A 19,794-nucleotide genomic window follows, 5' to 3' on the forward strand; every position below is an offset into this window, starting at 1 on the left:
CGCCCACGGATGGCTACGTCCCCGGCGGCAGCAACGGTTGTATCCTTCACGCGAACTGCTAAAGCTGACCGTGTCGACTGATCATCAAGCGCGGCTTGGTGATCCGGGGTTCGACGGCCGCGGCGAACGGTCGGCTCGGCCGTCTAGTGGAACGTGAGCTGGGGCGGGGTCGTGGCCAAATCGGCGCTACCCGACAAGAATTCGGTGACATCTTCCTGTCTCGTCACTCCGTCAGGAGTCTTGACGGTGACTGGCACTCGGACCTGGCCCGAGAACGCCTGGGTCAGGTGGTAGGGATCGAACCTGTCCAACCGGATCGCGCTCAGGTCGGCGGTCCCCCACACGGCCGTCCCTTCAGCCATTCCGTACGAGTCCACGCGTACCGGGCAGCCAGGGGGCGCCAGCAGACTGGACTCTTGGCAGCTGCCCATCGCCACGGCCAGTTGCGCGCTCACCGCGTCGCGTCCCCTATCCGCCAGCGCGAAGGTCGGGTACACCCAATAAGGCGCCGCCATCGTGAGTTGATCGAGTAGAAGTGGTGGGACCGTCACCGACACATACGGGTTCACGGTGCCGATATCGATCCACCCCGGAAACACGTAAACCGTCGCGTCGCCGATCGGCCTGCCAAACAGCGTGATGGTTTTCGCGGCCGCATTACCCATGGATGCACCGAACCCCGGGAAGAACTTGATCGCCGCCGCCGGGAGCTTCCAATGGTTGTGATCCATCCTCACATTCAGAACCGCATCGGAGGTCTGGTCACCGAACGAAGCGACGGCGTGCACATGTGCCATGCTCAGCGCCGTGCCGGGCTCGGACGAATTGTCGTGCATGATTTGGATGTGTCGAATAGGCCAGTGCGCGACTTGGGTGTTGAGCGTCGCAGCGGCTAGGAACTCCTTGGTGGCCGGCTGATCGATGCCGTAAGACAGCGCCGTCGCAGCGTCTCCGCGGGCGAGCGCCTCTAGGTAGCGCTTGACGGCGTCGCCGGCCGACCTTCCGGCATCCTCCCGACCCCGGCTAACCGTCACGATAACTGCGACGGCGAGGACGGCCAGCAGTGTTGCCGCAGCGGCCAGGGCGAGAATCAGCCGCTTCCGACTCGTGCGCGGCCCCACACCTGTCGACGCGTACCGATCGGACCTGGGATCCAAACCCTCGAAGCGCTCTTTGTACCAATCGGTCATCCGCGACCTCCAATTGGCTCAGCACAGCATCCTATCGATCATGTTTCCGACATCATGTCTCACCTGCACGCATGTGACCAATGGCCCTACCCCCTAGGGGTAGCAAGGCATGACGATGGCGTTCGCATATCGCGATCAAGAACGGAGGAGTTCATGAAGCCTCGAGCCACAACGGTCATTGCACTGTTCGGCGCCGCGATACTCACGTTGGCAGTCGGATGCGGAGGCACTGCCAGGTCGATAAGCGGCACGTCTACGACGACACCTTCCTCGAGCGTGACGCCCACGCCCCAGCCTTCGAACAGTAACGACGCTCCCGGCGGTGGTCCGCCCTCGGGTTGCATCGCTCACCTCAACTGCTAGCCGCCGGGGCGAGGTGATCGCCCACACGCGAATCAACGCCGAGAACCCCGCCGGCAGCGGCGCCGAGATCGGGGCGTAGCCGGATAGGACTCGCGGGATCCCTCTCAGTGCCTTATTATCTGCGTATGCATGCAGGTAAGCGGGCAGCGCCGAGATGAGCGCGGGAAGCGCGCATCACGACCACGTGCACGCCCACGGCATTCGCGGCCTCGTGGGCCAACTGCGCCCGCATAGCCACGACGCCGCCGACAATGTCGACACCGCACTGGAATCCAGCGCGATCGGCATCCGGGCGGTCAAGATCAGCCTCGTCGGACTGGGCGCGACCGCGGCCGTGCAGGTGGTGATCGCCGTGCTGTCCGGATCGATCGCGCTGGTGGCCGACACCATTCACAACTTCTCGGACGCGCTGACCGCCGTCCCGCTGTGGATCGCGTTCTCGTTGGGCCGCCGCGCGGCGACCCGCCGCTACACCTACGGCTACGGCCGCGCCGAGGACATCGCCGGCTTGTTCGTGATCGGCATGATCACGCTGTCGGCGATCGTCGCCGGCTTCGAGGCCGTCCTGCGGCTGATTCACCCCGTCGCCATCGGGCACGTCGGTTGGGTCGCCGCCGCTGGACTCATCGGCTTCGTGGGCAACGAGGTCGTCGCCGTCTACCGGATCCGCACCGGCCGCCGGATCGGCTCGGCGGCCCTGGTCGCCGACGGCGTGCACGCGCGCACCGACGGATTCACCTCGCTGGCCGTGCTTTTCGGAGCGGCGGGCGTCGCGCTGGGTTACCCGTTGGCCGACCCGATCGTCGGCCTGATCATCACGGTGGCGATCCTGGCGGTGCTGCGCGGTGCCGTGCGCGACATCTTTCGCCGGCTCATGGACGCGGTGGATCCCGAGTTGGTCGACACGGCGGAGGCGGCGCTGGCCGCCCGGCCGGGTGTTCGCCGCGTGCGCAGCATCCGGATGCGCTGGATCGGGCATCGCCTGTACGCCGACGCCGAACTGGACGTCGATCCCGGCATCAGCCTTCAGGATGCGCACCGCATCGCCCATGACGCCGAGCACCAACTGACCCACGCCGTGCCGCGGCTCGACGGCGCCCTCGTCCACGCTTACCCCGCGCACCACGACGATTAGGGGCGGGTGAGCCCGCCGGGACTCTAGGCGTCGATCACTAGGCGATCGCCGTGGGCCCGCGAGACGCAGACCAACATCTCGCCGTCGCCCTCCGCGGTGCGGCCGCGGCGATCAACCTCTCCCGCAAGCACTTTCACCCTGCAGGTGCCGCAGAACCCTTGCTGGCACGAGTAGGCCGTCGTCGGGTCTCCGTCGAGCATGACGTCGAGCGCCGAGCGGTTGGCCGGCACGCTGAGCACGCGCCGCGACCGGGCGAGCTCCAGCTCGAACGGGACGCCGTCCACGACGGGCGGCGGCCCGAAGCGTTCGTAATGCAGTGGCGCGTCGGCGTGTTGGTCACGCACCGTGCGCACCGATTCCAGCATGGCGGTGGGGCCGCACACGTAGACGGCCGTCGTCGGGCCGGCATCGGCGAGCAGTTCGTCGGCGGTGGCGAAGCGGCCGCGCTCGTCGTCGGCCCACACGGTGACCCGCTCGGGCGCCACCGCCAACACCTCGTCGAGCAGCGGCATGAAGTCCCGGCTGCGGCCGGCATACACGGCTCGCCAATCGATTCCGCGCTGCTGTGCGAGCCGGATCATCGGCAGGATCGGTGTCACGCCGATGCCGCCGATCACGAACAGCACCTCGCGCTCGTCGGTCACCAGATAGAACGCGTTGCGGGGGCCTTCGAATTCGATCGTGTCGCCGACGTCGAAGGTGTCGTGCATTTCGATCGAGCCGCCGCCGCCGTCGGCGATCCGGCGCACCGCGACGCGGTAGTCGGTGCGCCGCCCGGGCGGACCGCACAGTGAGTACTGGCGGCGGCGACCCGAAGCCAGCCGAATGTCGATGTGCGCGCCGGGGGTCCACGACGGCAGCAACCCGCCCTGCGGGTCGGCGATCGTCAGCGCGACCACGTCGGGCGTGAGCAGTTCGCGCTTGGTGACCACGGCGGTGGTGGTGCGCCGCACCGGCACCACCCGCGAGGGGTCCCAGCGCGACGCCGATGCCAAACCCCCGAACAGGGTGCCCACCCCCCACAACGCCGTGTAGAGGCGGTCGCGCTTGCGGCGACCGTACAAGTCGGCGGGTCTGCTGCCCCAAATCGTCTGCGCCACAACCATTTCCTATGCCTGCCCAACGGTCGTCTGAGTAACCCATTCGCTGGTGATCCGGGCGATCACCTCGGGATGGGAGGACACCACCCAGTGGCCACCTTCGATCTCGACGACCCTGCCGTGAGGCGGTATCGAACCGGTGAACCGCTGCAGGGGCGGCGAGACGAAATAGTCCCAGCGCGCCACGAGCACCTGCACGGGGACCTTGGTCTGCGGCAGCTCCTTCCCGGGCGCCAGGAACGGCCCGGGCATGTTCGCGCGATACAGGTTGAGCCCGTTGACGTAGTCGCGGGTCGACCGGGTGGTCGCCGCGCGCCGCCGACCGGTCCGGCGCGGCCGGCCGATCAGTTCGACCCCCGCGAAGACGGCCACGGTCGCCCGGGACCAGATCGCCAACTCCGGCAGGCCCGGGCACAGGAAGAACCAGATGTAGGTGGAGGCGACCGCCTGCTTGAGGACGTCGAACACGCCGCGGGGCGAGCGGGCGGACCGCAGGAACTTGCCGGCGTAGTTCAGGTGCGGGCCGGAGATCGACGTGAACGAAGCGACCTTGCCCATCACCGACTCGTCGGTGACCGCCGCCCAGGCCTGGATGGAACCCCAGTCGTGGGCGATCAGGTGGACCTCGTCGACCCCGAGGCTGTCGATCACCGCGTCGATGTCCGAAATGAGTTGCGGCAGGCGGTATGCCGCGCGCCCGGCCGGCTTCGATGAATCGCCGGAGCCCCGGACGTCAAAGGCCACGAAGTTGTAGCGACCACCGAGCGCGTCGGCGACCCCGTCCCACACGTGGTGGTTGTCGGGGTAGCCGTGGATCGCCAGGACCGTCGGGCGCCCGGGGTCGATCTGCGAGTGGGCGTGCACGGCCAGCGACACGCCGTCGGACGCAATTACGGTGCGGGACTGAGTCATTGGTGCGTGTTCCTGACGCTCAGTGCGCCGCGCGGGCCGCGGGCGAGCGGGCCAGGTAGTCGACCGCGCGGCCCACCCCGCCGAGCTTGGACGGGTGGAAGCTCGGTGTGTAGTAGGCGCCGATGACCCGCAGGAACTGGAAAGGCCCGGGCACCAGGCCCCGCCGCGCCGCGCCGAAGTAGTCACGCCAGCGCGGTTTGGTGCCCGGCGGCAGGTACGGGTCGACCGAATACATGAACCGCACGCCCCGGATGAACAGCCACAACAACGCCGGCGTCACCAACAGCTGGGTGCGGACCTGGCGCCAGTAGCCGCCGCGCAGGTGCTTCATCGTGTCGAACGCGACCGCCTTGTGTTCGACCTCTTCCGCCCCGTGCCAGCGCAGCAGGTCGAGCATCACCGGGTCGGTGCCGAACGCGTCGTGCTGCGGGTTGTCCAGGATCCACTCGCCCAGGATGGCGGTGTAGTGCTCGAGGGCCGCCACCATCGACACCCGCTCGAGCAGCCAGCTCTGTCGACGCCGCGAGCCCCACCCGGGCCGATCCCCGATCAACTTGCCGAACAGCCAGGCCATCTGGTCGGTGAACGGCGTGACGTCGACGCCCTTGGCCGCGAAGTGGTCCAACACCCCCGAATGCGCCTGGGAGTGCATGGCTTCCTGGCTGATGAAGCCTTGCACGTCCAGCCGCAGCTGGTCGTCCTTGATCAGCGGCAACGCGTTCTTGAACGCGTCGACGATGAACTCCTCGCCGGCGGGCAGCAGCAGGTGCAGCACGTTGCAGAAGTGGGTGGTGAAGGGCTCGTTGGGCACGTAGTAGAACGGCAGCGTCGCCCAGTCGAACTCGACGTCGCGCGCCTGCAGGACGATCCGCTCGTGGTCGAGCGAGGCGTCATGCGGGCCCGTCGCCTGGTCGTCGACGGTGAACATGGTGGACCCCCTTGCTTGGTCTGCCGCGCGGGTCACGCGCTGCGTTGCGCCTCGGCCTCAGCCTCGGTGATCAGGCGCTCACTGCGCAAGAACCGGACGAGATTCTCGACCGTTTCGGCCAGCGCCGGCTCACGCAGGCGGACCGAGGCCAGCTCGCGCGCACTCCTGTATTGGGTGTTGCCGTAGCGCTTGTCCCGCATCGCCGCGATCTTGTCCGCCGACCGGGTGAGGAAGTCGACCAGCGGATAGATCGGGTCCCGGGTCGTGCAGCGACGGTTCATCTCGGCGGCGAACTCCGGGATGTCGTGGTAGTCGAAGCGATAGCCGTAGCGCTCCGACAGCACGCGGGTGATGTCCATCAGGTTGTAGTAGTCGTCCGCGGTCATGTTGAAAACCGTGCCCGCATCAGTCGGCAGGTCCATCAGCGCGACGATGTGATCGGCGATCAGGTCCGCCGGCAGCAGGCTGAGCTGATTGAGCGCGTTGGCGGCGATGCCGTGCTCGATCATGAACGCCACCGTGCGCACCAGGATGTCGTCGCCGCTGCCGAAACCCGCGCCGGTCGGCGAGATCAGCGAGGGCCGGAAGATGCGCACGTCCAGCCCCTGCCGCTGCGCGGCGAAGGCCAGCTGCTCGGCCACCCACTTGGTCTGCGAGTAGCCGAAGTCCAGCGCGTTCATCTCCAGGTTCGCGTCGGACTCCCCGACCACCGGCTTGACACTCCAGCCGTAGATGAAGGTGCTGGACACCAGGTGGAAGGTCTTGCGGTGCGCGGTCATGGCGAGGCGCAGCAGCTCGTGCGTCCCGATCACGTTGGCCGGGCGCAGGGCGTCGTAGGTCCGGACGTAGTTGACCAGGGCGCCGTTGTGCAGGATGGCGTCGACGCTCTCGGCCAGGCTCTGGAACCCCTCCTCGCCGATGCCGAGCTGCGGCTCGGCGAGGTCACCGCAGACCACGCGCACCCGGGCCCTTACCTCGGCCTCCAGGGCCGGGGTCCACAGCCGCGCCTTGCGCAGCGACGCGACGATCCGGTCCAGCCCGTGGGCTTCGTCGGTGGCGCGGATCAGTGCGTGCACGGTGAAGGACGTCCTGCCGAGCAGGCTGGCGACCAGGAACGGCCCCAGGAACCCGGTCGCGCCCGTCAGCAGGATGTCGCTGGGCGTCCCCGACCGCGCCGGCGGCAGCGCCGGCAGGGGCAGCTGCGCGTCGGCGCGCATCCGGGCCACCTCGTAGGCCTCGTACTCGGCCGAAATCTGGTCCAGCGCCTGACGCAGCGCATCGAGGGGCTGGCCCGACTCCTCGCCGAATTGCCGCATCAGCCGGAAGAATTCGGCCACCGTGAGCCGCTGGAGCAGGCGGGTGTTGACCTCCTCGGCCAACGCGCCCGCGCCGTGCTCTTCGAGCAGGGCCTGCAGGTCGGCGCGCAGCTCGGCGAGCGCCAGGGAATCGATGCCGAGATCCGCGAAGGAGCAGTCCTCCTGCCCGGTGAGGTCGTAGCTCTCGATCAGGTTGCGGAACCGGTCCAGCGGGCCCGGGTCGGTGTCCGCCCGTTCGTGGGCCTGGTGCGTGTAACTCGACAGGACGGGCAGCTTGCCCTCCAGCCAGAGCTGCCGCGTCGAGGAGCGCCGGATCTTGCCCGACGTGGTTTTGGGGATGCTGTGCGGCGGCACGAAGGCGATGGTGTGCGGGTCGATGTGGCCGTGCCGGCGGATGGCCCGCGCTAGCGCCTTGCCGTCCGGCAGCGCGTCCGTGTCACGGACCTCGGCCACCACGGTCAGCACCTCCTGGTCGTCGCGCTCCACCGCGAACGCGGCGACGCAGCCGCCGCGAACCTCCGGCGCCGACCGCTCCACGATGCCCTCGATGTCCGAGGGATAGCAGTTGACGCCGCGCACGATGATCAGGTCCTTGCTGCGGCCGCACACGAACAGCTCGCCCTCGTAGAGGAAGCCGAGGTCGCCGGTCCGCAGATAGCTGTGCTCAGGGTCGCCGGCGATGCGGGCCGCGAACGCCTCCGCGGCGAGTTCGGGTCGGTTCCAGTAGCCGCCGCCCTTGGACGGCCCGTCCACCCAAACCTCGCCGACGCGGCCCTCCCCGAGAGCCTCACCGGTTTCGGGATCGACGATGCGAACCACGTTGCCGTCGATCGGCTTGCCGCAGCTCACCACCGGGGCCTGGTTCTTGTTCTCCGGCTGGGCCTTCTCGACCCGCGCGATGTTCTTTTCCAGCGCGCGCTTGTTCAGGGCCAGGGTCTGGCGGCCGCGAAGCGACACGATCAGGGTGTTTTCGGCCATGCCGTACGCGCCGGTGAGCGCGTTGGGCTCCAGGCCGTAGGGGGCGAAACGCTCCCGGAAGCGCGCAAACGTGCTGGCGCGCAGCGGTTCCGCGCCGACGACGATGCTCTCCAGGCTACTCAGGTCGATCCCGGCGAGCTCGGACGTGGGCAGTTTGTCCTCGCGCAGGCACAGCTCGAGGGCGAAGTTGGGCACCGGCGTGTGGGTGGCGCGCACGTCGCTGATGAGCCGCAGCCACGCCGACGGCCGCTTGAGGAAGTCCAGCGGCGACATGGCGTGCGTGGTGCCACCGACCAGCAGGATGAACAGGTAGGCGGAGATCAGACCCATGTCGTGATGTTGCGGAAGCCAGCTGACCAGCACCTCGCCGCCGGCGAAGGCCGAGGCGTTGGCGATGACGTTGGCGTGGCTGACGACCACACCCTTCGGGTCGCTGGTGGAACCGGAGGTGTACTGCAGGAAGAGCACCGGCCCCGGGGTGTCGGGGACGTGGGCACCGCCGAACTCCTGCGTGCCGTCGGTTCCGAACCAGGGCAGCTCCGGCGGCCGCTGGGCGTCGGGCCATGGCGAGCCGCCGTCGAGGTGGTTGAGCAGCAGGCGGTAGTCGTACTCGAACTGCTTGGTCGACAGCACCGCCGTGGCCTGGCAGTCCCGGGCGATGAAGCTCAGCTTGGCCAGGCCCGACTCGAACGACATCGGCAGCGGCGGGCTGACCGGCACCGCGATCACGCCGATGCGCGCGCAGGCGTAGAACGCCGCGATCATTTCGAGCCCGGGCGGGTAGACCAGCAGCGCGCGATCGCCCGGCCGCAGGCCGGCTTCCGTCGCCAGGTAGGCGGCCAGCTCGCGGGTCCGCTCGGAGAAGCTCCGATAGGTGTAGTGCTCGACTTCGCGGCCTTCGTCGTCGACGAAGCGGAAGAGGGTCTTGTCCGGTGTGCTGGTTTCGCGCAGGTGCAGATGATCTATGAGCGTCTCCATCGCAGGAGCCACCCCCTTCCGGGTCAACTGTGAGCGATAAGAACTTTCGGATCAATTGATAACGCCCAATGTAACGCCGCTGCTCGCGGTCAAGCAAAGCGTGGAGGCCATTATGGGCCATCGCACATTAATCTCACAGGAGAGGCTTAACCACGGTCGCCGACCGCCGGTCATCGAATACGTGACTACGGACTTCAGTATCTCAGTTTATGGTATTACCAGTGTGTTTAGGCAGTGCGCCCCTGCGTAAACGCGCGAATACTGAGTTACGCATTTACATTTATCATGAATTGCCCTGTGCCAAATCCGGCATATTTGCCGGGTTCATTTCGTATCCCCACCGCAAAGAGCATAACCCCGGTCCAACGATGCGAATGCCGTGCTTCCCTTTAGCGGTAACCAGTGCGTTTCGCCACGGGTGAACCGGTCGCCGCTGCTGACCTACGGAGTCAGCCCGGCTGGGCAACCCGGATCCGGGGTCCGGCGCGCACCACCAACCGGGTGATGCCGACGAACCGTTCGCCGTCGATGATCGGCGACAGCGGCTCCCCCTCGGCCTCGATGGTCATTTCGCGGCCGTTCACGTCACGCACCCCGGGCGCCCGCAGCGTGCCGTTGGTGAGCGCCGCGGGCAGCTGGACCACGATCCTGGAGGGTCGTATCTCGCCGGCCTGGAAATGCAGCGCGCCGGGATTCTCGGCCTTCGGGAAAAGCCGGAACGGCCCCCCGATCCGCAGATCGATCGCGCCCGCGTGCAGCACCCGGTGCGTCCGCGACGGAACCTCCTCGCCGTCGATGACGACCTTGGCACGCGTCGGGGTGAACAGCACCGACGAGTAACTGGAGGCCTGAGAACGGCCGACCTTGGACGCGAGGTAGTCGCGGAACGAGCGGCCGATCACCCGGGCGACCTCGGTCCGGCCGTGGTCGGGCTTTCCGTAATACATGTCGTAGAACCGGTTACCGACTCCCCCGGCGGCCAGCCCGAAACACAGGCGATGAAACGCCGCGCCGTCCGCGGTCTCGCCGTCGAGTTGCAGGGTGTCCAGACGTATTTCGGGCGGGGGCCGGTCGGCCTCGGCGGCGGCCACCAGCGCGCGGACGATGGCATCGGGCCGCCCGCCCACCCGCGCCTTGCGCGCGACGGCGTTGACGCTGCCGCCGTTGGACGGCACGAACGTCGGCCAGCGTTCCGGGTCGCCTTCGCAGCGCTCGATTTCGTTGATCAGCCAGTGCAGCGCACCGTCGCCGCCGTCGCCGACGAGGTGCGTGACGCGCGGGTGGAGCTGGTCCAGGGTCTTGCCCAGCTCCTCGATCGAGGCGGTTTCGTGGACCTCGCCCCACGGGCCGACGATGCGGCGCAGCTCGGCGACGCGGTCACCGCGCGCACCGCGGTTCCGGCGCGCGAGGGGATTGACGATGATCCCTAGATACATCCGCGGCGTCGGAGTTCCATCGGCCATCCCACGCACGATACCTGCGGCGTTACGGTGGGTGGGATCACGTAGTTAGGGTGGGCTGCATGCCTGGTTGGACCGCAGCAGACCTGCCCTCCTTCGCCGGACGCACCGTCGTGATCACCGGCGCCAACGCCGGACTGGGGGAAGTGACCGCCCGCGAATTGGCGCGGGTCGGCGCCCGCGTCGTCTTGGCCGTACGCAACACCGAGAAGGGCAAGGCCGCCGCCGACCGGATGGCCGGGGACGTCGACGTGCGCCACCTCGACCTGCAGGACCTGGGCTCGGTGCGGCGCTTCGCCGACGAGATGGCGGCGGTCGACGTGCTGGTGAACAACGCCGGCATCATGGCCACCAAACATGCGGTGACCGCCGACGGCTTCGAGGGCCAGATCGGCACCAATCACCTCGGCCACTTCGCGTTGACCAACCTGCTGCTGCCCAAACTCACCGACCGGGTGGTGACGGTGTCCTCGCTGATGCACCACTTCGGCTACGTCAGCCTCAAAGACCTGAACTGGCGGTCCCGCCCGTATTCGGCGTGGTTGGCCTACAGCCAGTCGAAGCTGGCGAACCTGCTGTTCACCAGCGAACTGCAGCGGCGCCTGGACTCGGCCGGTTCTGCGCTGCGCGCGCTGGCCGCCCACCCGGGCTGGTCGCACACCAACCTGCAGGGCAACTCCGGCCGCAAGCTGGGCGACGCGGCGGTGTTGGCCGTCGACCGCCTGGTGTCCACCGATGCCGACTTCGGGGCCAGGCAGACGCTGTACGCGGTCTCGCAGGATCTGCCGGGCGACACCTTCGTCGGCCCGCGCTTTGGCCTGTATGGCCGCACCCAGCCGACCTGGCGTAACTGGCCGGCCAAGCGGGCGGGCACCGCCGCGGCGCTGTGGAAGCTGTCCGAGCAGCTCACAGACACCGCTTTCCCGCTATGAATGCGCTCGGCGGGCGGTTTGCCGCAGCCCGACTAGATTGGTGAGCGAATCCGTGCAGCGACGCCCACGCGAGGAGGGGACCCATGTCGGCCACTGATATGGCGGCGATCCTTGCCCTCCTTGCCGCGCTGGCGTCGGCGATCGGCAACGTGGTCCGCCAGCGGTCCGCGCAGGAGGTCACCGATAAACCGGTCGGCCACCTGGCGCTGTTTGGCATGTTGTTGCGCGATACCCGTTGGTTGATGGGCGGACTCGGCGACATCGCCAGCTACGTTTTGCTGGCCGCGGCTCTGGACAAGGGCTCGGTGCTGCTCGTGATGTCGCTGCAGGTGACCTCGTTGTTGTTCGCCCTGCCGATCTACGCGCGGATGAGCCGGCACCCGGTCACCCGGGGGGAATGGATGTGGGCGGTGTTGCTCACCGCGGCGTTGGTGGTCGTCATCGCGGTCGGTGACCCGACCGGCGGCCAGCAACGCGCGGCGGCCCAGGTCTGGCTGATCGTCGCGGTGGCGATGGCACCGCCGCTGCTGTTGGCGATGGTCGGCGCCCGCGTCTGGTCGGATCGCCCAGCGGCCGCACTGTTACTCGCGGCGGTCGCCGGTTCACTCCTCGCGGTGTTCGCGGTGCTGATGAAGGGCGTCGTCGACATCATCGAACACAACCCCGAGCAGTTGTGGACCAGGCCCGAGGTGTACGGCTGGGTGTTCTGCGGGGCGGCCGGGATGATCATTCACCAATCGGCTTACCGCGCAGGCGCCTTGACCGCCTCGTTGCCGACGATCATCGCCGCCAAACCGATCGTGGGCGCGATCCTCGGCATCACCGTGCTGGGCGAGACATTGGACGCCCACGGCTTCGACTGGGTCGTGTTGGCCGTAGCCGCCGCGCTGGTGATCGTCGCGACGGTGGGCCTGGCTCGCGGCGAGGCCGCCACCGTGTCGGCGGGCGCCGGGCGCGACGTGAGAATCGCCGACGAGCCGAAAGCCGTGAAGCCCGCGCTCTGATGAAGCTTGGTGGCAGGTACAGGATTCGAACCTGTGAAGCTTTCGCGACGGATTTACAGTCCGCTCCCATTGGCCGCTCGGGCAACCTGCCGCCAGACAGGTTACAACGAGGGGGTAGACAAAGCACAAACGGCCATCACCGGATGAAGGGACGGATCCAATGGCGGACTCATCGTTCGACATTGTCAGCAAAGTCGAGCGCCAAGAGGTCGACAACGCACTCAACCAGGCCGCCAAGGAGCTGGCCACTCGCTTCGACTTCCGCGGCACCGACACCACGATCGCGTGGAAGGGCGACGAGGCAATCGAGCTGACGTCGTCCACCGAGGAACGCGTGAAGGCGGCCGTCGACGTCTTCAAGGAGAAGCTGATCCGCCGCGACATCTCCATGAAGGCCTTCGACGCCGGCGAACCGCAGGCCTCCGGCAAGACCTACAAGGTCAGCGGCACCCTCAAACAGGGCATCAGCAGCGAGAACGCCAAGAAGATCACCAAGCTGATCCGCGACGAGGGACCCAAGAGCGTCAAGACGCAGATCCAGGGCGACGAGATCCGCGTCACCAGCAAGAAGCGGGACGACCTGCAGGCCGTCCAGGCGCTGCTCAAGCAGGCCGACCTGGACGTCGCGCTGCAATTCGTGAACTACCGGTAGGCCGCGAGAAAAGCGAGGTTCTCAATGGCGATGACCCCTGGCGAGGCCGATTACTCCGACGTCATCATCGTCGGCGCCGGCATCTCCGGCATCGATGCGGCCTATCGGATCATGGAGCGCAACCCGCAGCTGAGCTACACCATCCTGGAGCGGCGCGCGCAGATCGGCGGCACGTGGGACCTGTTCCGCTATCCCGGTGTGCGCTCGGACAGCAGCATCTTCACGCTGTCCTTTCCGTTCGAGCCGTGGACCCGCAAGGAGGGCGTGGCCGACGGGGTGCACATCCGCGAGTACCTGGCCGCCACGGCGCGCAAGTACGGCATCGACCGCCACATCCGGTTCAACAGCCATGTCCGCTCGGCCGACTGGGATTCCTCGACCGACACCTGGACGGTCACCGTCGAGCAGGACGGCGCACCCAGGCACTACCGCGGCCGGTTCCTGTTCTTCGGCAGCGGCTACTACAACTACGACGAGGGGTACACCCCCGAGTTCCCGGGCATCGAGAAGTTCGGCGGCACCGTGGTGCATCCGCAGCACTGGCCGGAAGACCTGGACTACACCGGCAAGAAGATCGTGGTGATCGGCAGCGGGGCCACCGCGGTCACGCTGCTTCCCTCGCTGTCGGATCGCGCCGCCAAGGTGACCATGCTGCAGCGCTCGCCCACCTATCTGATCTCGGCGTCGAAATACGGCAAGGTCGCCGCCGTCGCGCGTAAAGTGCTGCCGCGCAGGCCCGCCCACCTGGTTGTCCGGCTGTATAGCGCGCTGACCGAGGCGGTGTTCTTCGCGTTGTCCCGCAAGGCGCCCGGGTTGGTGCGGTGGCTGCTGCGGCGCAAGGCGATCGCCAGCCTGCCGCCCGGCTACGACGTCGACACCCACTTCAAACCGCGGTACAACCCGTGGGACCAGCGGATGTGCCTGATCCCCGACGCCGACCTGTACAACGCCATCAGCGTGGGCCGCGCCGAGGTGGTCACCGACCACATCGACCATTTCGACGCCACCGGCATCGCGCTCCAATCCGGCGGGCACCTCGACGCCGACATCGTCGTCACCGCCACCGGGCTGCAGCTGCAGGCCTTGGGCGGGACCGCGATCAGCCTGGACGGCAACGAGATCAAGACCAACGACCGCTTCGTCTACAAGGCGCACATGCTCGAGGACGTGCCCAACCTGTTCTGGTGCGTCGGCTACACCAACGCGTCGTGGACGCTGCGCGCCGACATCACCGCAAGGGCGACGGCAAAGCTGCTGGCGTACATGGCCGCTCACGGCTACACGCACGCCTACCCGCACCGCGGCAACGAGCCGATGACCGAGAAGCCGTCGTGGGACATCAACGCCGGCTACGTGCTGCGCTCGGTGCATGCCCTGCCGAAGTCGGGAACCAAGCGGCCGTGGAATGTGCGGCAGAACTACCTAGCCGACGCCATCGACTACCGCTTCGACCGCATCGAGGAGGCGATGGTGTTCGGCCGGGCATCCGACCGGGCACTCGCCGGGTGAACTGCTTCTAAATCCTCGATGTCGGCAATACGCTGATCGTCATGGCGGCAAAGATGCGCGAACCCAACGTCGTTGTCCTCGGTGGCGGTTCCTGGGGAACCACGGTCGCGTCCATCTGTGCGCGCCGCGGACCGACGCTGCAGTGGGTGCGCTCGGAGGAGTCCGCGAAGGACATCAACGAAAACCATCGCAACAGCCGCTACCTCGGCGACGACGTGGTGCTCAGCGACACGTTGCGCGCCACCACCGACTTCGCCGAGGCGGCCAACTGCGCCGACGTCGTCGTCATGGGCGTTCCGTCCCACGGTTTTCGCGGCGTGCTGACCGAGCTGGCCAAGGAACTGCGGCCCTGGGTGCCGGTGGTGTCGCTCGTCAAGGGGCTCGAGCAGGGCACCAACATGCGGATGTCGCAGATCATCGAAGAGGTACTGCCCGGTCATCCGGCCGGCATCCTGGCGGGGCCCAACATCGCCCGCGAGGTTGGCGAGGGTTACGCCGCCGCGGCGGTGCTGGCCATGCCCGACCAGCACCTGGCCACCCGGCTTTCCGGATTGTTCCGCACCCGGCGCTTCCGGGTGTACACCACCGACGATGTCATCGGGGTCGAGATGGCCGGGGCGCTGAAGAACGTCTACGCCATCTCCGTCGGGATGGGCTACTCGCTGGGCATCGGGGAGAACACCCGCGCGCTGGTGATCGCCCGCGCGCTGCGCGAGATGACGAAGCTCGGCGTGGCCCTGGGCGGCAACCCCGAGACCTTCCCGGGCCTGGCCGGCCTGGGTGACCTCATCGTCACCTGCACCAGCCAGCGCAGCCGCAATCGTCACGTCGGTGAACAACTCGGTGCGGGCAAGCCGATCGACGAGATCATCGCCTCGATGAACCAGGTCGCCGAAGGGGTCAAGGCGGCCAGCGTGATCATGGAATTCGCCAACGAGTTCGGCCTGAGCATGCCGATCGCGCGTGAGGTCGACGCGGTGATCAACCACGGATCGAGCGTCGAGGAGGCCTACCGCGGGCTGATCGCCGAGGTTCCGGGCCACGAGGTCCACGGTTCGGGCTTCTGACGTGGCCGCCTGACACCGGGCAAATTCAAATCTTTGCATTCCATATGGGCCCGGCCCATCCGCTTGACCCTTGGTTTGCCAGCAAAATACCGTCGATGCAGCAGCCAGGGATTCCCGGCCGTGCCACTGTGGGTCCGGCCGGGTCGTAACCGTTTGTGCGCCAAGAGTTTACGCCGACGTAATACAGCGCAATATGGGGCGGATATCGGAACATCCCCCGCTAACACCTAACGAGGGAAGCGACCGATGCAAAACATCGAAGAGCTCGGCAATCAACCTCACGATCAGACCACTAGCCCCCGAAAAGACCGCGTGCGGTCGATCATCCGCCACGACCTGCCTTCGTCGCTGGTCGTCTTCCTGGTCGCCCTCCCGTTGTCGTTGGGGATCGCGATCGCGTCCAACGCCCCGGTGCTGGCCGGCCTGATCGCCGCCATCGTGGGCGGCATCGTGGTCGGCGCCATCGGCGGCTCGCCGCTACAAGTCAGCGGCCCAGCGGCCGGGCTGACGGTGGTGGTGGCCGACTTGGTTTCCGACTTTGGTTGGGGCGTAACGTGTTTCATCACCGTGGCCGCGGGCGCCCTGCAGGTGCTGTTGGGGCTCAGCCGCGTCGCGCGGGCGGCGCTGGCGATCTCGCCGGTGGTCGTGCACGCCATGCTGGCCGGCATCGGCATCACGATCGCGCTGCAGCAGGCGCACGTTCTGCTGGGCGGAAAATCCAAGAGCACGGCCTGGCACAACGTCATCGAGCTGCCGGGGCAGATCATCGACGCCCACCGTCCTGGGGTCCTCCTGGGCGCGCTGGTGATCGCCATCCTCGTCTGCTGGCGGTGGGTTCCCGCCAAGGTGCGCCGCGTTCCCGGCCCGCTGGTCGCGATCGTGGTCGTGACGGTGGTATCGGTCGTCTTTCCGTTCCATGTGCGCCGCATCGACCTCGACGGGTCGCCGCTGGACGCGTTGCAGCTGCCCGACATTCCGCACGACGGCTGGGGCGCGGTCGCGATCGGCGTGATCACCGTCGCGCTCATCGCCAGCGTCGAAAGCCTGCTGTCCGCGGTGTCGGTCGACCGGATGCACAACGGGCCACGCACCGACTTCAACCGCGAGTTGGTCGGGCAGGGTGCCGCCAACATGGTGTCGGGCACCATCGGCGGCCTGCCCATCACCGGTGTCATCGTCCGCAGCTCGACCAACGTGAACGCGGGCGCCAAGTCACGCGCCTCGGCGTTGCTGCACGGTGTGTGGATCCTGCTGTTCACCATCCCGTTCGCCGGACTGGTCGACGAAATACCCACCGCCGCACTCGCCGGGCTGCTCATCGTCATCGGCATCCAGCTGCTCAAGCCGGCCCACATCGAAACCGCGACGAAGCACGGCGATCTCGCCGTGTACGTCGTGACAGCCGTCAGTGTCGTGTTCCTCAATCTGCTGCACGGGGTGCTGATCGGGCTCGCGCTGGCAATCGCGCTGACCGGTTGGCGGGTGATCCGGGCCAAGGCCGAGGCCAGGTCCGTCGACGGTGAGTGGCAGGTGCAGATCGAGGGTGCCGCGTGCACCTTCCTGGCACTCCCGCGGCTCACCCGGGTGCTGGCCTCCGTTCCCACCGGAACCGTTGTCACCGTGGATGTTTCGGTGCACTACCTGGACCACGCGGCGCATCAGACGATCAGCGACTGGCGGCACCAGCACGAGGCCAACGGGGGCACAGTGCATATCCGCGGAAGGTTCGAGACGGGCCACGCCCCCCGCAAGAATGCGGACGAGGTCATCGAACCCGAAAGGCCCGAAGCCGCAGCCTGATTGGCGTGCTCAATCCCAGCCGGAGAGCCCGAAAGTGCTGCTCGGGGCCCTCCCGCTGAGCTTCTGGACGATCCACTGGTTCATCGGCACACCCTGCTCGGTGGCTTCCAGCGCCAGGCGGCCATGCAACTCCGGCGAGGTTCTCACGAGGAATCTCCCGCTGTAGCGGCGCTGCGACAACGGTTCCGGTATGGAATCGCCGCAGGCGCGCAGGACCTCCACATGCTCGGCGACGGCCTCCTCGATGGCGGCCACCGCTTGGGGCGCGGTGGGCGCTTGGCGCCTCAGGTACGGCAATTCGACGCACACGCCCAGGTATTCGTCGTAGTCGGGCAACCACTGCGCTCGATAGGTGTAGTGGTCCACGCCCGATTGATAGCACGAGTGATATCAAATTTGGGAGTCACTCATCCCCAGGGACGGGCCTCTCTCCGGACCATATGGCTCCCGCCGAATTTGATAGCGCGGGCGATATCAAATCCCGCGACGCGCTCATGCTTCGGCTGGCCGCACGCCATCGCCTCGCTAGCCCCGCGCCATCGCCTCCAGCCGGCGGATGCGGTCCTCGATGGGTGGGTGCGTAGAGAACAGCGACCCGATGCGCTCGCCCGCGCGGAACGGGTTGGCGATCATCAAGTGCGCCTGGCTGGCCAGCTGCGGCTCCGGCGGCAGCGGGGCAATCTGGACGCCTCCCGAGATCTTGCGCAGGGCCGACGCCAAAGCCAGAGGGTCGCCCGTCAACACCGCACCCGATTCGTCCGCCTGGTACTCACGCGACCGTGACACCGCCAATCGCACCACGGTGGCGGCGATCGGGCCCAGGAACGAAACCAGCAGCAGCGCAGCGGGATTCTCGCCGTCCCGGTCGCCGCCGAAGAACATCGCCACGTAGGACAGCGCGGTGATGATCGACGCCATCGCGCCGGCGATGCAGGAGATGAGGATGTCGCGGTTGTAGACGTGGGACAGCTCGTGCCCCAGCACCGCGCGCAACTCGCGTTCGTTGAGGATCCCCAAAATGCCGCTGGTGCAACACACGGCGGCGTTGCGCGGGTTACGGCCGGTCGCGAATGCATTGGGCGCGTTGGTGTCGCTGATGTACAGCCGGGGCATCGGCTGGTGCGCGGCGGTGGCGAGCTCGCGCACGATCCGGTACATCACCGGCGCCTGCAGCTCGGATACCGGCTGTGCGTGCATGGCCCGCAGCGCCAGCTTGTCGCTGTTGTAGTAGGTGTAGACGTTCATGCCGATGGCGAACACCACCGCCAGGAACATCGCCGTCCTGCCGAACAGCGAGCCCACAAACACGATCAACGCGGACATACCGACCAACAGGGCGAAGGTCTTCAGCCTGTTGGCATGGGGATGCCAGGTCATCGGTGTCCTCCTTGGAGCATCAACTATCGCTCATTGAACGCCTGAACCGGCGGCCAAGGTTCCCCCGACGCGCTAACCGTGCCGGCTGATGGTGTAGTCGACCAGCGTCTGCAGCGCGTGCCGGCCGGGGACGTCCGGCAAAAGGGCCAGCTCGTCGCGCGCCTGCGCCGCGTATTCGGCCAGCGTCTGCTTGGCCTTGGCCATCCCCGGGGACGCCCGCAACAGCGCCAGCGCCTCGGCCACCGCCGCGTCGTCGTCGATGGGCCCGACCAGCAGCTCACGCAACCGCGCCGCATCGGGGCCGGGCTCGCGAAGCGCGTAGACCATCGGCAGGGTGTGCACGCCCTCACGCACGTCGGTGCCGGGCAGCTTGCCGGACTCGTGCGAGTCGCTGTCGATGTCGATGATGTCGTCGGAGATCTGGAAGGCGGTGCCCACGATGCCGCCGAGCCGGCTGAGCCGCTCGACCTGCTCGGCGTCGGCGCCGGAGAACATGGCGCCGAACCGGCCCGCCGCGGCGATCAGGCAGGCGGTCTTCTCGTAGACGACCTTGAGGTAGTGGTCGATGGGATCGACGCCCTCGGCGCTGCCGCGCCCCTCGCGCATCTGCCCGGTCACCAGCTGGGCGAACGTCTCGGCGATCAGCCGCACCGCCTCGGGCCCGAGCCGCGACACCAACCGCGACGCCGTGGCAAACAGGTAGTCCCCGGCCAGGATCGCGACGTTGTTCCCCCAGCGCACGTTCGCGGTGGGCGCGCCGCGGCGCACCTCCGCCTCGTCCATCACGTCGTCGTGGTACAGCGTGGCCAGGTGCACCAGCTCGATCACCGAGCCGGCGATCGTCACCTCCTGCGCGTCGGGGTTCGGCCCGATCTGAGCGGACAGGACGGTGAACAGCGGCCGGAATCGCTTGCCGCCGGCCTTGAACAGGTGCGTCAGCGAGTCGGTCATCACCTCGTCGGCGCTGCGCAGCTCGGTGTCCATCAGCTGTTCGATCCGCCCGACACCGTCGCGCACCGTCGCGGCGAAGCCAGGGTCGCCGAAGTCGATGCCCGCCACCACCGTCGCCGGAGTACTCACCCGACCAACATAC

Annotated in this window: 16 protein-coding genes and 1 tRNA gene; 7 read left to right on the forward strand and 10 right to left on the reverse strand. The window is 67.6% G+C overall.

The genetic code is table 11. The features are described from left to right. Positions 1 to 143: 143 nt before the first annotated feature. A complete protein-coding gene (locus BRW65_RS02070) occupies positions 144 to 1,190 on the reverse strand; it encodes a DUF4878 domain-containing protein (RefSeq protein WP_073870668.1) in 1,047 nt (348 codons plus the stop codon). A gap of 517 nt (positions 1,191 to 1,707) precedes the next feature. On the opposite strand from BRW65_RS02070, the gene BRW65_RS02075 reads away from it, so the two are divergent. Then, entirely contained in the window at positions 1,708 to 2,688 is a 981-nt protein-coding gene (locus BRW65_RS02075; protein WP_073870671.1) for a cation diffusion facilitator family transporter, read from the forward strand. Between the two features lie 23 nt (positions 2,689 to 2,711). Here BRW65_RS02075 and BRW65_RS02080 read toward each other — a convergent pair whose 3' ends face one another. From BRW65_RS02080 to BRW65_RS02100, 5 genes are all read right to left on the reverse strand, one after another. Continuing rightward, positions 2,712 to 3,794 (reverse strand): PDR/VanB family oxidoreductase, encoded by a 1,083-nt coding sequence (locus BRW65_RS02080; protein WP_073870674.1) that lies wholly within the window; start codon positions 3,792 to 3,794, stop codon positions 2,712 to 2,714. A gap of 3 nt (positions 3,795 to 3,797) precedes the next feature. Then, positions 3,798 to 4,700 carry an alpha/beta fold hydrolase gene (locus tag BRW65_RS02085; RefSeq protein ID WP_073870677.1) on the reverse strand — a complete coding sequence of 301 codons (903 nt, stop codon included), beginning with the start codon at positions 4,698 to 4,700 and terminating at the stop codon, positions 3,798 to 3,800. 19 nt (positions 4,701 to 4,719) lie between these two features. After that, on the reverse strand, positions 4,720 to 5,628 hold the full coding sequence (locus BRW65_RS02090; protein ID WP_073870680.1) for a metal-dependent hydrolase: 909 nt from the start codon (positions 5,626 to 5,628) through the stop codon (positions 4,720 to 4,722). 32 nt (positions 5,629 to 5,660) lie between these two features. After that, the gene (locus tag BRW65_RS02095; RefSeq protein WP_073870683.1) at positions 5,661 to 8,900 is read right to left on the reverse strand and encodes a thioester reductase domain-containing protein; all 3,240 of its coding nucleotides are present in this window, start codon (positions 8,898 to 8,900) and stop codon (positions 5,661 to 5,663) included. 449 nt (positions 8,901 to 9,349) lie between these two features. Continuing rightward, positions 9,350 to 10,336, reverse strand: coding sequence for a diacylglycerol/lipid kinase family protein (locus BRW65_RS02100; RefSeq protein ID WP_073870685.1), 987 nt, complete (start codon positions 10,334 to 10,336; stop codon positions 9,350 to 9,352). Positions 10,337 to 10,422: 86 nt separating this feature from the next. On the opposite strand from BRW65_RS02100, the gene BRW65_RS02105 reads away from it, so the two are divergent. Together BRW65_RS02105 and BRW65_RS02110 are read left to right on the forward strand one after the other, a co-directional pair. Beyond that, positions 10,423 to 11,292, forward strand: coding sequence for an oxidoreductase (locus BRW65_RS02105; protein ID WP_073870686.1), 870 nt, complete (start codon positions 10,423 to 10,425; stop codon positions 11,290 to 11,292). An 83-nt stretch (positions 11,293 to 11,375) separates the two neighbouring features. Next, complete coding sequence (locus tag BRW65_RS02110) at positions 11,376 to 12,296, forward strand: DMT family transporter (protein ID WP_073870687.1); 921 nt, start codon at positions 11,376 to 11,378, stop codon at positions 12,294 to 12,296. Between the two features lie 7 nt (positions 12,297 to 12,303). On the opposite strand, the gene BRW65_RS02115 is transcribed toward BRW65_RS02110, so the two are convergent. After that, positions 12,304 to 12,387 (reverse strand) — tRNA-Tyr (locus tag BRW65_RS02115). Positions 12,388 to 12,456: 69 nt separating this feature from the next. Between BRW65_RS02115 and BRW65_RS02120 the strand changes: the two genes are divergently transcribed. From BRW65_RS02120 to BRW65_RS02135, 4 genes are all read left to right on the forward strand, one after another. Next, the gene (locus BRW65_RS02120; RefSeq protein ID WP_073870688.1) at positions 12,457 to 12,948 is read left to right on the forward strand and encodes a YajQ family cyclic di-GMP-binding protein; all 492 of its coding nucleotides are present in this window, start codon (positions 12,457 to 12,459) and stop codon (positions 12,946 to 12,948) included. Positions 12,949 to 12,972: 24 nt separating this feature from the next. After that, complete coding sequence (locus tag BRW65_RS02125) at positions 12,973 to 14,457, forward strand: flavin-containing monooxygenase (RefSeq protein WP_073870689.1); 1,485 nt, start codon at positions 12,973 to 12,975, stop codon at positions 14,455 to 14,457. Between the two features lie 41 nt (positions 14,458 to 14,498). Further along, the gene (locus tag BRW65_RS02130) at positions 14,499 to 15,524 is read left to right on the forward strand and encodes an NAD(P)H-dependent glycerol-3-phosphate dehydrogenase (RefSeq protein WP_073870690.1); all 1,026 of its coding nucleotides are present in this window, start codon (positions 14,499 to 14,501) and stop codon (positions 15,522 to 15,524) included. 246 nt (positions 15,525 to 15,770) lie between these two features. Then, positions 15,771 to 17,324 (forward strand): SulP family inorganic anion transporter, encoded by a 1,554-nt coding sequence (locus BRW65_RS02135; protein ID WP_073870693.1) that lies wholly within the window; start codon positions 15,771 to 15,773, stop codon positions 17,322 to 17,324. 9 nt (positions 17,325 to 17,333) lie between these two features. On the opposite strand, the gene BRW65_RS02140 is transcribed toward BRW65_RS02135, so the two are convergent. From BRW65_RS02140 to grcC1, 3 genes are all read right to left on the reverse strand, one after another. Continuing rightward, positions 17,334 to 17,690 (reverse strand): type II toxin-antitoxin system HicB family antitoxin, encoded by a 357-nt coding sequence (locus BRW65_RS02140; RefSeq protein WP_073870696.1) that lies wholly within the window; start codon positions 17,688 to 17,690, stop codon positions 17,334 to 17,336. A 159-nt stretch (positions 17,691 to 17,849) separates the two neighbouring features. Beyond that, positions 17,850 to 18,701, reverse strand: a complete 852-nt coding sequence (gene htpX / locus BRW65_RS02145) for a zinc metalloprotease HtpX (RefSeq protein WP_073870699.1) — start codon at positions 18,699 to 18,701, stop codon at positions 17,850 to 17,852. A gap of 72 nt (positions 18,702 to 18,773) precedes the next feature. Next, positions 18,774 to 19,781, reverse strand: a complete 1,008-nt coding sequence (gene grcC1, locus BRW65_RS02150) for a nonaprenyl/(2E,6E)-farnesyl/geranylgeranyl diphosphat synthase (protein WP_073871002.1) — start codon at positions 19,779 to 19,781, stop codon at positions 18,774 to 18,776. Between the last annotated feature and the right edge of the window lie 13 nt (positions 19,782 to 19,794).

Source organism: Mycobacterium paraffinicum (genome assembly GCF_001907675.1).
In the GTDB taxonomy this organism is placed as follows: domain Bacteria; phylum Actinomycetota; class Actinomycetes; order Mycobacteriales; family Mycobacteriaceae; genus Mycobacterium; species Mycobacterium paraffinicum_A.